Origin of the sequence: Caulobacter sp., assembly GCF_017744445.1 — a bacterium.
In the GTDB taxonomy this organism is placed as follows: domain Bacteria; phylum Pseudomonadota; class Alphaproteobacteria; order Caulobacterales; family Caulobacteraceae; genus Caulobacter.
The window spans coordinates 20,774-34,185 of record NZ_JAGIBH010000010.1 but is presented as its reverse complement, the minus strand read 5'-3'; the positions used below and the strand labels follow the sequence as shown (position 1 = coordinate 34,185).

General features: G+C 66.8%; 17 protein-coding genes. 10 read left to right on the top strand and 7 right to left on the bottom strand.

Annotation, left to right across the window (positions count from 1 at the left end):
* Nucleotides 1-56 precede the first annotated feature (56 nt).
* The 3 genes from J7528_RS15185 to J7528_RS15175 all read left to right on the top strand — a co-directional run bounded on the left by J7528_RS15185 (nucleotide 57) and on the right by J7528_RS15175 (nucleotide 2,796).
* Nucleotides 57-410, top strand: coding sequence for a hypothetical protein (locus tag J7528_RS15185; RefSeq protein WP_291875980.1), 354 nt, complete (start codon nucleotides 57-59; stop codon nucleotides 408-410).
* Nucleotides 411-1,677: 1,267 nt separating this feature from the next.
* Nucleotides 1,678-2,577, top strand: a complete 900-nt coding sequence (locus tag J7528_RS15180) for an SDR family oxidoreductase (RefSeq protein WP_291875978.1) — start codon at nucleotides 1,678-1,680, stop codon at nucleotides 2,575-2,577.
* Between the two features lie 75 nt (nucleotides 2,578-2,652).
* Entirely contained in the window at nucleotides 2,653-2,796 is a 144-nt protein-coding gene (locus J7528_RS15175; RefSeq protein ID WP_291875976.1) for a hypothetical protein, read from the top strand.
* Between the two features lie 383 nt (nucleotides 2,797-3,179).
* On the opposite strand, the gene J7528_RS15170 is transcribed toward J7528_RS15175, so the two are convergent.
* Both J7528_RS15170 and J7528_RS15165 read right to left on the bottom strand, forming a co-directional pair.
* Nucleotides 3,180-3,371 carry a hypothetical protein gene (locus J7528_RS15170; RefSeq protein WP_291875975.1) on the bottom strand — a complete coding sequence of 64 codons (192 nt, stop codon included), beginning with the start codon at nucleotides 3,369-3,371 and terminating at the stop codon, nucleotides 3,180-3,182.
* Nucleotides 3,372-3,561: 190 nt separating this feature from the next.
* Nucleotides 3,562-3,927, bottom strand: a complete 366-nt coding sequence (locus J7528_RS15165; protein ID WP_291875973.1) for a GFA family protein — start codon at nucleotides 3,925-3,927, stop codon at nucleotides 3,562-3,564.
* Nucleotides 3,928-4,063: 136 nt separating this feature from the next.
* Here J7528_RS15165 and J7528_RS15160 point away from each other — a divergent pair, with 136 nt between their 5' ends.
* Nucleotides 4,064-4,249 (top strand): helix-hairpin-helix domain-containing protein, encoded by a 186-nt coding sequence (locus J7528_RS15160; RefSeq protein ID WP_291875971.1) that lies wholly within the window; start codon nucleotides 4,064-4,066, stop codon nucleotides 4,247-4,249.
* 396 nt (nucleotides 4,250-4,645) lie between these two features.
* On the opposite strand, the gene J7528_RS15155 is transcribed toward J7528_RS15160, so the two are convergent.
* The gene (locus J7528_RS15155) at nucleotides 4,646-4,963 is read right to left on the bottom strand and encodes a plasmid stabilization protein (protein WP_291875969.1); all 318 of its coding nucleotides are present in this window, start codon (nucleotides 4,961-4,963) and stop codon (nucleotides 4,646-4,648) included.
* Between the two features lie 191 nt (nucleotides 4,964-5,154).
* Here J7528_RS15155 and J7528_RS15150 point away from each other — a divergent pair, with 191 nt between their 5' ends.
* Together J7528_RS15150 and J7528_RS15145 are read left to right on the top strand one after the other, a co-directional pair.
* Nucleotides 5,155-5,448 carry a hypothetical protein gene (locus tag J7528_RS15150; RefSeq protein ID WP_291875967.1) on the top strand — a complete coding sequence of 98 codons (294 nt, stop codon included), beginning with the start codon at nucleotides 5,155-5,157 and terminating at the stop codon, nucleotides 5,446-5,448.
* A gap of 50 nt (nucleotides 5,449-5,498) precedes the next feature.
* Nucleotides 5,499-6,482 (top strand): SDR family oxidoreductase, encoded by a 984-nt coding sequence (locus tag J7528_RS15145; RefSeq protein ID WP_291875965.1) that lies wholly within the window; start codon nucleotides 5,499-5,501, stop codon nucleotides 6,480-6,482.
* 40 nt (nucleotides 6,483-6,522) lie between these two features.
* Here J7528_RS15145 and J7528_RS15140 read toward each other — a convergent pair whose 3' ends face one another.
* Both J7528_RS15140 and J7528_RS15135 read right to left on the bottom strand, forming a co-directional pair.
* Nucleotides 6,523-6,741: a hypothetical protein gene (locus tag J7528_RS15140; RefSeq protein ID WP_291875962.1), complete on the bottom strand. Its 219-nt coding sequence runs from the start codon at nucleotides 6,739-6,741 to the stop codon at nucleotides 6,523-6,525.
* A 53-nt stretch (nucleotides 6,742-6,794) separates the two neighbouring features.
* Complete coding sequence (locus tag J7528_RS15135) at nucleotides 6,795-7,676, bottom strand: LysR family transcriptional regulator (protein ID WP_291875959.1); 882 nt, start codon at nucleotides 7,674-7,676, stop codon at nucleotides 6,795-6,797.
* 104 nt (nucleotides 7,677-7,780) lie between these two features.
* Between J7528_RS15135 and J7528_RS15130 the strand changes: the two genes are divergently transcribed.
* From J7528_RS15130 to J7528_RS15120, 3 genes are all read left to right on the top strand, one after another.
* Nucleotides 7,781-8,659, top strand: coding sequence for an NmrA family NAD(P)-binding protein (locus tag J7528_RS15130; RefSeq protein WP_291875957.1), 879 nt, complete (start codon nucleotides 7,781-7,783; stop codon nucleotides 8,657-8,659).
* Nucleotides 8,660-9,274: 615 nt separating this feature from the next.
* Nucleotides 9,275-11,404: an FG-GAP-like repeat-containing protein gene (locus tag J7528_RS15125; protein WP_291875955.1), complete on the top strand. Its 2,130-nt coding sequence runs from the start codon at nucleotides 9,275-9,277 to the stop codon at nucleotides 11,402-11,404.
* 60 nt (nucleotides 11,405-11,464) lie between these two features.
* Nucleotides 11,465-11,617: a hypothetical protein gene (locus tag J7528_RS15120; RefSeq protein ID WP_291875953.1), complete on the top strand. Its 153-nt coding sequence runs from the start codon at nucleotides 11,465-11,467 to the stop codon at nucleotides 11,615-11,617.
* 81 nt (nucleotides 11,618-11,698) lie between these two features.
* On the opposite strand, the gene J7528_RS15115 is transcribed toward J7528_RS15120, so the two are convergent.
* Together J7528_RS15115 and J7528_RS15110 are read right to left on the bottom strand one after the other, a co-directional pair.
* On the bottom strand, nucleotides 11,699-12,037 hold the full coding sequence (locus J7528_RS15115; RefSeq protein ID WP_291875950.1) for a metalloregulator ArsR/SmtB family transcription factor: 339 nt from the start codon (nucleotides 12,035-12,037) through the stop codon (nucleotides 11,699-11,701).
* Between the two features lie 2 nt (nucleotides 12,038-12,039).
* A complete protein-coding gene (locus J7528_RS15110) occupies nucleotides 12,040-12,513 on the bottom strand; it encodes an SRPBCC domain-containing protein (RefSeq protein ID WP_291875947.1) in 474 nt (157 codons plus the stop codon).
* A 176-nt stretch (nucleotides 12,514-12,689) separates the two neighbouring features.
* Here J7528_RS15110 and J7528_RS15105 point away from each other — a divergent pair, with 176 nt between their 5' ends.
* Complete coding sequence (locus J7528_RS15105; protein WP_291875944.1) at nucleotides 12,690-12,899, top strand: KGG domain-containing protein; 210 nt, start codon at nucleotides 12,690-12,692, stop codon at nucleotides 12,897-12,899.
* Nucleotides 12,900-13,412 lie beyond the last annotated feature (513 nt).

Here is a 13,412-nt window from a genome sequence, read left to right as displayed (position 1 = left end):
GGTTGACAGGACCCAAGATCGGCGCGTCCATGGTCTGGCTTCTGGGGAGGGGCGCGGTGACCAGGGTCATGATCGACTACGAAGAAAAGCTCTATCTGGCGTTGGCGGCCCTGCGCGGCGCGGGCTACGAGCCTGAGCGACTCGTGCTGGACCGGCCCAGCCGGCTTGGCCCCACCAGCATCGACTGGACGGCGACGCGCTCGGGCGGCCCACCCAAAGCGCTCGACCTGGCCGTCGATTTCCGCGAAGCCGAGACGCCGTCGATCGCCGTGGTCAAGGATGGTCGCACCTTCCAAGCCCCCATCAGCCTCAAGCCCCTCGCCCGCTGGTTGGCCTCGGCGGCCGGAGAGCGAGAACCCCTGGCTTTGATCCCGACGTATGAAGTGACGCGGCTTCGGGCGGTGCGATAGGTCCGCCGAAACAGCACTTCAAGTCGTGGAACGTCGCGAACTTAGCCCCTGTCGTCGGAGGGCGACGCCGCTCTCTTAGCCCCTCCGCTAGCACTGCGACGGATAGGTCCAGCGCAGGGGGTTTCAAATTCTGGACAGGGCGGAAGGCAGGCGTGGGCGCGGCTACCGTGGGCAGATGAAGCAGCGGACTCGCATCGCCTTGAGCATCGGCTTAGTCGCGTCGGCCGCCTTCCTCATACGGCGCGCCCCCGCGATTTATCAGCTCCATCAGGATCGGCAGTTGATCGCTGCTTGCGCCCGCGACAACAGCAACTGCCCTTGAGTGTCAGGCTTCGCCGCTACCCAGAAAGCACTCTCCCCGTAGGCCTGAGAAGGGTGGTCAGCAGAACTCCGGCCCGGCGATAGTCGCTACGGTGAGTTTGCGAACAGGTCGTGTGATCGTGGCGCCAAGCCCTTCGCGACGGCAGACCTTGGCCACTTCCGAAATGGCCGCCTCGTCATCGTTAAAGGTCAAGGTGCCAAGTCGGACCTTCCGGCCACCGATGTGCCATTCAAACTTATACTAGGGCATGTCTCCTACTCTGCACGTCGCGCCTGAAGCTCATAGAGCCGGCGGCGCCAAGTTCCGCAAAGGGTGGGGAGCTGAACTCTCTCTTCTCGACGGGACAAAGAAATACTGTGATTTGATGCGCGCCGGTGCCTGCAACGGGCTAGTCGCGTTCCGTCTTCGGGACGATCAACGACAGCGCAGGTTTGCCATGCCGCTCTACTTCTTTGACGTCCATGATGGCGTGATCCACGAGGATGACACAGGAACTGAGTGCCCAAACCTCAGAGCAGCTCAATCGGCAGCGGTTCAACTCTCCGGTGAGCTGCTGCGTGAGTCTCCAGAGGAATACCGATCCACAGCCAGTTGGATTGTCCGTGTACGCGACGCCGCAGGATGCATCGTATTTTCGCTCCGCCTTCAGGCGGATGGGGTGCTGAAAGCGAAGGCCAGTCTCCACTGATGTCGCCCACTCCGTGCTGCCGCCGATCAAAGGCGGACTTGCGAGACCAGGTCCATAGCCGAGCTCACGTTGGTCCGACTAGGGTCGTTAGCGGTCGTCCGGGTCGCCGCCGACGTCTGACCTGGCGCGTCGTGCACGCAGTGGTCCAAGTTAGCCATGAGCGGCAATCGCTCTCCAAGAGATGGCTTTGATCATCGACGGGAACACGCGCCCGAGCGCCTCGTTGGATCGGAGCCCCTCTCAACAGGAGACGATCCATGAGCCCGGACGACCGACTACGCATCCAGGATCCGCGCGCGCAGTATCCCAAACCGCCCTTCCCGGCTCAGCCGCAACCTGCCCCGGGTCTCGCCGCGAAGATGCACCCCCAACCAGACCATGGCGAGGAAAGCTACCGGGGGTCTGGGAAGCTCGTCGGTCGAAAGGCCCTGATCACGGGGGCGGACTCCGGCATCGGTCGGGCCGCCGCCATAGCATTCGCGCGGGAAGGCGCGGACGTGGCCATCGGTTATCTTCCCAGCGAGGAGAGCGATGCGCGTGAGGTGATCGCCCTCATCGAAGCGGAAGGTCGCAAGGCCATCGCCCTGCCCGGCGATATCAAGGATGAGGCTTTTTGCCAGGAACTGGTGGCCAAGGCGGTCGAGGGCCTGGGGGGTCTAGACATCTTGGTCAACAACGCCGGCAAACAGGTCAGCCGGCCTGACATCGGCGCCATCGACAGTGACCAGTTCGACCAGACCCTGAAGACCAATCTCTACGCCATGTTCTGGATCACCCAGGCCGCCAAGCCCCACCTCAAGCCTGGCGCGGCGGTCATCAACACCGCATCGGTTCAGGCTTATGAGCCCTCGGAGAACCTCCTGGACTACGCCACCACCAAGGCTGGGATCGTGGCCTTCACCAAGGCGTTGGCCAAGCAGCTGATCAAGAACGGCGTGCGGGCCAACGTTGTCGCGCCGGGCCCGTTCTGGACGGCGCTGCAGCCCAGCGGCGGCCAGACCCAGGAGAAGGTGCAGCACTTCGGCGAGCACAGCCAATTTGGCCGCCCTGGCCAGCCGGTCGAGATCGCTCCCGTCTATGTGCTGTTGGCTTCGCAGGAGGCCAGCTTCATTACCGGAGAGGTCTATGGCGTGACGGGCGGAGCCGGTATCGCCTAGGGCTAGCGATCCTTCCATCCGCCTCGTCACCTCCACGCCGGACAATGGCGAGCTTTGGGACAGCCCGGAAAGGCCGTGGCGCTGGTCAAGATGGTGATGGCGGCGGTGACGGGCGCGGCCCCGCAGATGGGCGACAACGCCAAGGTCGACCTCCGAGGCGAGATAGCCGTCCGGCCGCGAGGATCACTTTGCGGGAACGGCCGCGCGCTCAAAGCGTAGATTGAGTGTGCGGCGCCCCCGGCGGCTAATGGCGGCCAGGGGCAAGCGCTCTTCGAAGTCACGCAGCGGGAGGTTCGACCATGTCCCCTCAAGTCTCGACCAGGACTGATCAGGCCCAATGGGCCGACGGCCTTTCCGGGAGCCGCCGCGATCGGACATCACCGCGCCGCCGCCCCGTTTCGCGCCTGCAACCGTGATCGCCTGACGCCCAACCCGCGTCAGGCCGCGCCCCCGATCTCGACCACGAGGCCTATGGCCTTAAGCGCTCGCCCACCGGCTTGAGCGACACCAGCGCCCCGGATCTTCCGGGGCGCGATCACTTGGCCGCCGCGAAAGGAGGCGGCCATCGACCTTTGATAACCATTGATCGGTTCGAGCGGAAACTAGCCGGCGCGGCGCTGGTCGCGACGTACGAGCTGGGCCAAAAGCGAGTGGGCCAAGGTCTCCGGATCGCGTCCGTCGAGATAGGCATAGGTCGTCCCAAAGTCGCTCCGCACGCTGAGGCGGTCGTAGGCGCCAGCCTCCCACAGCCCGGTGTAGCGGCATCCGTCGAGGTCGATTTCAAAGGCGTGCATGTTGGCGATTCCAATAACCGGAGCCATGAGCGCGCAAGCCGTCGTTCGGTTGCACGTCGCGCCCGCCGCCAATGGCTTTGGACGATCTCTCGCCTCCCTTGCCCGCCACGCTGACGAGCGGGTCGCCGAGGCGGCTTTCAAAACCCCAACGCCTTCTCCCCGCCTCTCGGCGGCGCTAGGCCAGACGCGCCTAACGCGTCCGCTCTCGCGCGAACTGCGGGGCGCAAAGCGGTTGAAGCCAAGGCTCTCGTCGCACCGTCCAGCTTTCATAGTCCGGACGAAACCAACCGGCCTCGTCGAAACTGCCCAAGGACAGCTCGATCTCGCGGCCGCCCTCTCCATGATCGTTCACTGCCACGACGCGTGAGCCACAGACCGGGCAGAACGCTCGGACGTAACCCGGCGAGCTTTCCCAGCCCGCGGTGAGACCCGAAATCTCGACGGCCGCCGGCTCGAAGACCACGAACGGATTGAAGGCGCTGGCGTGGGCCTTGCGGCAGGTCATGCAATGGCAAAGCCCGCCGCGCTTGGGCTCACCGCGGGTCTTGAACCGCACGGCGCCGCAAGCGCATCCACCGGTCCGATCTGAAACTTGGCTCATGGCCTCGAAACGCGCGGCGCCCCCATTCGGACCAGAACCACCTGAGCGATCAGGCGTTCTACGGGCCCGTCAAGCTTGGAGCATCCGCCCGATGTTGAACTTGAACACCGCCACGGCCGAAGAGCTCGACACGCTTTCGATCCTGCGCGGTCACGGCTTCGAGGTGGTGCGCTATCGCGAGGAACGGGGCCGGTTCACGAGCCTTCGCCAGCTCGACGAGGTTCCCGGGCTGGCCGGCAAGACCGACGGCGTCGAGGCGCACCTCACGCTCGCCTGAGCCTCCAACGGCCGTTGGCTGACGGCCTGGAAGCTTTGCAGGGCTCGAGCGGCCCCGGCCGTTAAGGCGCGCAGGCCGATGACACTCGCGGCCCTGGCTCAAGCGCGCGCGGATTGGTTCAGGCGTTGCGCGGGGCGATCGCTCGTGAATCTGCCCGCCCCGCGCACGGCGGGGCTTTGCGGGCGGGCGCAGCTCTGCGTTTGCTTGCGCCGATCGGCGTTTGAAAACGCACTAAGCCTGCCGCCGCCCCCGCCAACACATAACGTCGAGACTCGCCCCTTCGATCGGCGCGATGGGCGCAGCGCTCGCGCCTGGCCGGAAACCACGCCGCCGTCGCCATGGCCATGAGGCTTGGAATGTCCGCCGGCGCGGAGGCAGCGACGATCGATGCCCGGCTCAGTGGTGCGCGTGATGCTCGGCGTTGCGCTTGCGGGTGGCGGCGGCTTTCTTGGCCGAGGCCGATCGCTCGGCGGCGCTACGGTTGGCCGAGGCCTTGCCGCCTTCCTTGCCGCCCTTGTGAGCGGCGGGATGGCCGGTGTGCTTGCCGCGGCCCGAGCCAGATTTCTTGCCGCCGCCGTCATCCTTGTTGACGGTGGCCCAGGCGCGCCGCTCGGCCTCCTTGGTCGACACCCCCTTGTCCTCGTAGGACTCGGCGATGTGGTCGGCTTTGCGCTCCTGCTTGTCGGTATAGGCGCTCTTGTCACCTCGGGGCATGACATTCTCCTGCGGACGCGGACAGCGCGTCCGCTCCCCGATAGCTCCCCGGCCAAACAAGGGTTCCTATAGTAAAGTCAAAGGCTTAGCTTGGATAACCTCTTGACGCCGGCAGGAACGTAAGCCCTCGCCGCCCCGTTGCGGTCCTACCTTGCCGCGCCTTGGCCAGGGCCAGGGACGGAAACACGATCATGAACGAGAGCCGCGACAACAACGGCCTGCAACAGCAGCAAAGCGACGCCCAGCGTCAGCAAGCCGGTCAGCAAAACCAGCAGGCCGAAACCCGATCGCCGCCACAGCAATCGAACGAGCGCCAGCAGCCTCAGCCGGACCAGCAGAACCAGCAGGCCGATCGCGACCGGCGCGCCGACGAGGGCGTTGAAGGGACCGGCCAAGACGACCTCGACAACGGCGCGGTCGGTGGCGTCGACATCGGCGGCGACCTGCGGCCGGGCCGCACCGGCGACGGCGGCGCCGAACGCTAGATCGGATGATGGGCCGCTCGCTTCGAGCGGCCCTTTTCCTTGGAGCCCCGATGACCCATCCCGACCGCCGCCTCGTTCTCGCCGCCGCCGCCACCGGCGGCCTGGCCATGGCCGGATCCTCCGCCGCCCAGACCCCGAAAGGTCGTCCCGTGGGCGCGCCGCCCGATCCGACCACGGCTTACGCCAAGCCGCCCTTCCCCAAGCAGCAGCAACCCTGGCCGGGCCTCACCAGCCAGATGGATCCCCGCCCCGACCATGGCGAGACCAGCTACAAGGGTTCGGGCCGACTTCAGGGCCGCAAGGCGCTTCTGACGGGCGGCGACAGCGGCATCGGCCGCGCCGCGGCCATCGCCTTCGCCCGTGAAGGCGCCGATGTCGCCATCAACTACCTGCCCGCCGAGGAGCCCGACGCCCAGGAGGTCGCCAAGCTGATCCGCGACGCCGGGCGCAAGGCGGTGCTGATCCCCGGCGACATCAAGGACGAGGCCTTCTGCCAGCACCTGGTTGAGCGCGCCGCCCGTGACCTGGGCGGTCTGGACATCCTGGTCAACAACGCCGCGCGGCAGTTCTCGCGGGACTCGATCCTGGACATCACGACAGCCGAGTTCGACGAGACCTACAAGACCAATGTCTACGCCATGTTCTGGATCACCAAGGCGGCGGTCCCGCATCTGAAGCCCGGCTCGGCGATCATCAATACCGCCTCGGTCAATGCGTATGAGCCCAGCGAGAATCTCTTGGACTACGCGTCGACCAAGGGCGCGATCATGATCTTCAGCAAGGGCCTGGCCAAGCAGCTGGCTCCCAAGGGCGTGCGCGTCAATGCCGTGGCGCCTGGCCCGTTCTGGACGCCGCTGCAGGTCACCGGCGGCCAGCCCGTCGACAAGCTGCCGCAGTTCGGCGCCGACAGCCCCATGGGGCGTCCAGGTCAGCCGGCCGAGCTGGCGGGGATCTACGTGCTGCTGGCCTCCGGCGAGGCCAGCTACTCGACCGGCCAGGTCTTCGCCGCCGTCGGCGGCCGTGGCGGGCCGTAGGTCGACCTAACCGTTCTAGAACCAGGAAGAGCAAATTATATCAGGTGAGCAGAAAGTCGATCGCTGAGGCGGCCCCGGCGCCAGCCATGAGGACCGCGACAAGCCGCGCCCCGATCGCGCCGTGGAGGATCGCGACGATCCCGATCACGCCGGGCAGCATGCCCGCGTCTCGGGCGGCGGCGGTGAGCGCGACGTCCATCACCGCCACGATCCTCAAGACAAGCGCGCGTTCCAAGCCAGCGACGACGAAAAGCGCCACGACTGACCTTTGTGTCGGGAGCGCGCGTGACGGACGAGCGCTGTTCATAAGCTTCAGCGCTTTTCGACGTACCGTGCGAGCTCTTCGGGCGCGCCCGTCGGAAACGCGGCTTTCAGGTGGTCCAGAAACGCCGCGACGCGCGCGCTTAGTAGGCGTCGCGACGGGTAAAGAGCCCAGAGCGCGATCGCGGAGTCGGTGATCTCGCCCCAAGAAGCCAGCCGGCCGGCCTCAAGGTCGTGGCTAACCAGCGAGATCGGCAGGCGCGCGATCCCGACGCCCGCCCGGACCGCGTCGCGGACCATGATCAGCGATGAAAGCCGCAGGACCGGCTCGACCGCAATCTTGGAAGACCCCACGTCCCAGGTCTCGGCGTCGCCGCCGGCGCCGCGCACCACGGCCCGAACCGGCGCACCATCGCTGGGGCGCGCCAGATCCGGAGCAGCGACGACCACCAGCCGGTCGCGCAGGAAGGTGCGGCCAATCAGGCCTGCATCCGGGTTCGGGTTCACCCGGATCACCAAGTCGTAGCCTTCCTCGACCATGTCGACCTGGCGATCGTCGGTGGTCACTTCCAGCCGCACCTGCGGATATTGGCGCGCGAAGTCGGCGGCGAGGCGCCCCATGGCGGTTTGGGAGAACAGCAGCGGCGCGCTAATCCGCAGGCGACCGCGCGGGGTCTCGCCGCCGGAGGCGATGGCGGCGGCGGCCTCGTCCAGTTCGGCCAGCAGGGCGCCGGTGCGCGCGTAGAGCGCCCGGCCCTCCTCCGTCAGCTTCAGCACGCGCCCGCGCTCGAACAGGCGCAGGTCGAGGCTGGCCTCCAGCTCGGCCACCCGGCGCGAGAGCGTGGCCTTGGGCCGGCCCGCCTCGCGGGCAGCGCGGCCGAAGCCGCCATGGCGGGCGACGAGATTGAAGTCGGCGAGGGCCAGAAGATCCATATGTTCCATCGATGAGACGGATTGTCCAAAATCGGCGTCTATTGGCCCGCAGTTGGATCGATCATTTCTCTGGGCGTCAACCACCCCAACCCGGAGATTTTCCGATGACCATCCTCGTTACCGGCGCCACGGGCCGTGTCGGCCGCCATGTCGTCCAGCAGCTGATCGATCGCGGCGCCAAGGTCCGCGTCCTGGTCCGCGATCCGGCCAAGGCCGACTTCCCGACCCGCGTCGAGATCGCCAAGGGCGACCTGCTCGATCTCGACGCACTGCGCAGCGCCTTCAAGGGCGTGAAGACGCTGTTCCTGCTGAACGCTGTGGCGGGCGACGAATTCACCCAGGCGCTGGTCACACTGAACATCGCCCGCGAGTGCGGCGTCGACCGTGTCGTCTACCTGTCGGTGCTGCATGCCGACCGCTTCGTGAACGTGCCGCACTTCGCGGTGAAGTCCGGGGCCGAGCGGATGATCCGGCAGATGGGCTTTTCCGCCACGATTCTGCGTCCGGCCTACTTCATCGACAACGAACTGATGATCAAGGACGTGGTCCTGCAGCACGGCGTCTATCCGATGCCGATCGGCGGGAAGGGCGTCGCCATGGTCGATGCTCGCGACATCGCCGAGGTCGCCGCCCTCGAGCTGATCCGCCGCGACCAGGCGCCGGGCCTGCTGCCGGTCGAGACCCTGAACCTGGTCGGCCCCGACACCCTGACGGGCGCGGACGTCGCCGCGATCTGGTCCGACGTGCTGGGCCGTCCGATCGTCTATGGCGGCGACGATCCCAGCGGCTTCGAGCAGAGTGTCTCGGCCTTCATGCCCAAATGGATGGCCTATGAGATGCGCCTGATGGCCGAGCGCTATGTCAGCGACGGCATGGTCCCGGAGGCCGGCGACGTCGCGCGTCTGACCACGATCCTGGGACGGCCGCTGCGCAGCTATCGTGCGTTTGCGAACGCTGTCGTCGCCAGCACGTCGCGGGCTTAGCCGCCGCAAGGAACCGAGGGCGGTCGGAATTGACCGCCCGCGTGTCGTTCGTTCGATACTCAGGTCCAGCCGAGCGATGTTGGGGCGGTCATGATCGAAGACGATGGCGCGTCGCCGCCCCCCTCTGCCGATCCCGGCCGATGTCGGTGTCGCGCGCCGTGGTGGCCACGGCGATCTCAGGCGCGATCGCCGCGTCCGGCAGACGCGTCACGGCAAAGCGGGCGATCAGCGGCAGGTCGACTTCCAGCTGCGAGACCGGAAGCTCCAGGAAGAAGAAGGCCCCGCCGTTGGCGCCGCGCCGATTGCCGCCGGTGGGGGCCGACCAGGGTCGCTAGGCCCTTGTCTGGCAGGTCTGGTCGACGCCGAAGGCGGCCCGCGCCGCTGGCCGCCGCTCGCCCCTTCCAGAACCCGACATGCAGCGCGGCAGGTCTGGGGGCGCAGGAACGCCCCTAAGCCGTCCGTCGCGGCGACGGTGCTTCCGGGGCTGTCACGCCAGTTTCCGCCATTGGCGCGCCTTCGAGACCCGCGACACCCTACAATCGGCGATGCGCGCACTGGCCTGGGCTGAGATCAAGCGGTGCGGAGGCCCTCCTCCGGTCCACCGTGGAGATCGCCTTGCCCGTCACCCTCAGCGCTCAGAAGCCGCCGGTTTCGACCGCCTATTACAAGATCGGCCAATTTGGCGTTGAGACAGTGTCGATCCGCGAGGACTACGGCGCCTATTACTATCCGACGGCGGCGGACCGCCACGAGCCGGGCATATTCACGGTCAACATGACCTACAGCGCCGTGGGCGATTTCAACGGCGACGGCTTCCAGGACGCCATCGTCAGCTGGACTGTCTATCCGCACACGGTGCCGCATCAAACCGCGATCCGGCCCGCCGTCTACCTCAATGACCAGCAGGGCGGCCTTCGCCTGGCCACCGTCGCCGAGGTCGAAACGATCCCGATAGTCACGAAGGGCCAGAGGTTTGCCGTCGGCGACCTCAACGGGGACGGGATCGACGACATCGTCCAGGCCAGCGAGGGGCTCAACCAGCGCAACGCTGACGGCACATACACGACCAAGTACGACCCGATCATCATGCTGCTCTCGGCGCCGGGCGGAAAGCTGGTCAACGGCACGGCGAAAATCCAGGGCCAGGAGAGCGGCGGCCCGGCCGCTGGCTATGGCGTCGGTCACGAAATCTCGCTCGGCGACGTCGACGGCGATGGCGATCTGGATCTCTTCAGCGGCCGGATCCTGTTCCTTAACGACGGCAAGGCCAACTTCACCAACGCGGCCAACGCCCTGCCAAGCCAAGTTCGTCCAACGAGCACGATCCTGACCGCCTCGGCATTGGGCGACTTCGACGGCGACGGCAAGGCCGACATCTTCGCCGCCTATCTCGACGGCGCCCAGTATGTGGCGCTGTCGCGGTGGAACGGGGCCGAGACAGGCTGGCAGGTCGCCGCAGCCCCAACCGCCCTCTTCGGCGCCAACACCAAACCCAACGACGCCGCCGTCGCCGACATCAATGGCGATGGCCTTCTCGACATCATCGTCAGCGTGACGCGCGCTGAGCCCTATTATCAGGGCGCGGCGCTGCAGGTCCTGGTCAACAAGGGGCAGGGCAAGTTCGCCGACGAGACCGCGGCGCGCATCGACAACATGCCGCGCGACAAGTGGCACGGCGAAGGCCAGCTGGACATGGTCGATATCGACGGCGACGGCGACATCGACCTGGTCCACGGCGCCGACTGGACCTATGACAGCGCCGGCAAGATCGTTGGCGGCGGCGTCGCCGTAGCGGTCAACGATGGAACAGGCGTCTTTACCTGGCTCCCACAAGCTGTGTTCGCCGACGTCAAGAGCTATCAATTGACCGGTTCTGAGAGCGCGGAGCCCTTCCAGCAAAGGGACTTCCTGGCGCGGTTGTTCCCCATCGATATCGACAAATCCGGCGCGATCGACTTCATCGGCACGGTTCAGACACCGTTCACGCGCTGGCCAACGACCGAGCCGGCGGAGTTCACCGCCTACACGGTTATCAACACCGCCGCCGCGCCGGGCATGTCCCTGCCCGCGTTAAGCCAGGCGACGCGTTCGCTCCTGCGCATGGTCGATCCGGTCCTGACCTCGACGCTATCCTCAAAAGTCAGCGCCGGCGTTCTGACCAGCGCCGCCGCGACGACCGAGATCATCAAGGTCGCGGGCGCCTCGACCTCAGTGGCGGTCCTGGCCTATGAGTTCTTCACGGGAAAGATTCCGGGGCAAGCAGGGGTGGATTACCTGGTCTCGCCCACGGGCCCCAACACCAATAACCTCAACAGCCCATACTATCAGTCGTTCAACCTGGAAAATCGCTACATCAACTTCGCGGTCAATCTGGGTAAGGTCGGCGAGGGCAAGGTGCAGTTCGAGGCCAAGTACGGGTCGCTCTCGCTCTTCGACGCCACCCGCGAGGCCTACAAGACCATCTTCGGCGCGGCCCCCACCGACGCTAAGATCCACGCCCTGATCGACACCCGGACCGATTATTTCGCCAGCTACGGCGGCGACGGGGCGAACGGGATCGGCACCAAGGCGGCCATGGTCGGCTGGCTGCTGGCCGAAGCCGTCAAGGCCGATGTCGGCGTCATGGCCAAATCCAACGACGCCTGGCTGACCGACCTCTCGGACGGCTCGGCCCCGTTCGCCATTGACATCCTCGACCCGGCGAGAGGCTACTACAAGGCCGATTTCATCTTTGGAGGAAGTTGAGCTTAGCGCTGTGGCGGCGACGACATCCCCGCGCTTGCGGCTGCTCTCTTCGGCCGCCCCGTGCGCGACGCCATCGAGAGCAAGCCGGCGCTGAGCAGCGCCCTGCCCTCATGCGGCATGGCCATGCGCGCGCCCTTCGACACCTTCATCAGGCTGCCGGGGGAGAGACTGGACGTCATCAGCGCCAATTCGCCCGAGAGCGGCAGCGCTTAGCGACGCCTCTTGGGGCTGTCGCCGATCTTAGGGGCGGGCAAACGCCCGCGCGCTACAGCCCACTAACGTAAAGAGGTTCTCTTACGGCCCCTCGACGATGTGGCGCAGCGCGTCAAAGCGCGAACGCCAAAGCGACCGCTGGAGCCGCGCGAAGGCCTCAAGGCGTTCCAGTCCCGCCGGATCGACCGCGCATCGCCGCTCGCGCCCGACCTTGCGGCTGCTGACAAGCTGCGCGGCCTCGAGCACTCGGATGTGCTGGCCCAGACCCGTCAGGGTGATCCCCAGGGGCGAAGCCAGTTCCTTGATCGACTGCTCGCGCTCCATCAACGAGAAGAAGATGCTTCTCCGGGTGCTGTCGCCGAGCGCGACGAAGAGGGGCTCGACGGCGCTCGGCGCCAGGCCTTCGATTGCGGGCGACATGCTCAGCCGCCCAGGTACTGCCGAAGACCCGCGAGCAACTGCTCGTGTCCCCGTCGGCGCAGCTCCGGCCCATCCGAGCCGTCCAGGTAGACGCCCTGCTGGGTCAAGCGTAGCCGCGAGCCCTCGCCGCGGGCGGAGAACTCGAAGGTCTCGTTGGTGATCGAGACGATAGCGCCGCGCGCGATCATCCGCGAGGCATAGACGAGCAGCGCCTCGTCGACGCGCGCCACGCACTCGCCCACCATTTGGATCTCCAGGCCCGCAGCCGGGGTCTTGCTGTTCAGGACAAGCCGGAAGACCTCCTTGCCGCCGACCGTCGGATCGAGCGTGTACGCCAGCGTCTCGTGCGTGTCGGCATGGGCGCCGTCGACATACCAGGCGCGCTTTGTCATGGGGTCGGTGAAGGCGGAGAAGAGCTTGTGCACCGAGCAGGCAAACGCCTCCTCCATCGCGAAGCTGTCGAACTTGACGGACATAGCCGGCCCCCGAAAGATGAAGTGTGGACTTCACTAACAAGGCGTCTCGATGATAGTCAAGTGCAGACTTCACTTTCTAGTGCGCCGGGTCCCAGCTTCTCAAGCCGCGGCTGGCCATTCCAGGCGCCGGAACCATGCCGGACCTGGATCCTTGTTAAAGAGACTCGGAGGTCACGATGGCTCGGCAAGGCGACACCACCAGTAACAAGCCAAAGCGCGGCTTTGCCGCGATGTCCCCGGAACGGCGGCGGGAAATCGCCGCCAAGGGCGGGGCGGCGGTCCCCGCCGAAAAACGCAGCTTTTCCAGAAGCCGCGATCTCGCCGCCCAGGCGGGGCGCGCGGGCGGATCCGCCCCGACCAAGGGCCGCGGGAAGGAAAAGGCCTAACGGCGCACACGCGCGTCAAGCAGGCCACGGCGTCGCCAGCGGCAGGATCACGCGGTGGGCGGGCGCGGGGGCCTTTACCGTCTGGCGCGACATCGGTGGGCGTGGACCGCATCTAGGGCCTCGCGGCAAAACCGATGGCACGCCGCGGCGCGCGGCGCAGAGACCAAGCGCGTCGTCAGCAACGCTTTCCCACAGGCCCGATCGCGGCTGCCCTCTTCGGCCGCCCATGCCGCAGGCCTGGCTGGTCCATGGCGCGCGATAACCTCTTGGCGGCGCATAGGTCCAACGCGCGCCGGCCTTCACGCACGAACAGATGGCCGCCACCGGCGATGGGGTCGGGTTGGCTTGGCCGCCATAGGGCCCAAGCACCAAGGCCGCGGGGCCGATGCGCGGCAGGATTTCAGCCAAAGCCGCGCGTTCGGGCGACCACATGGGGGCCGCCGCCGCGCCAAGCCCGGGCCGGCCTGGATCCACTCGACGCCGCCGGCGCACGGCGAGGGTGCGCGCCGGCGC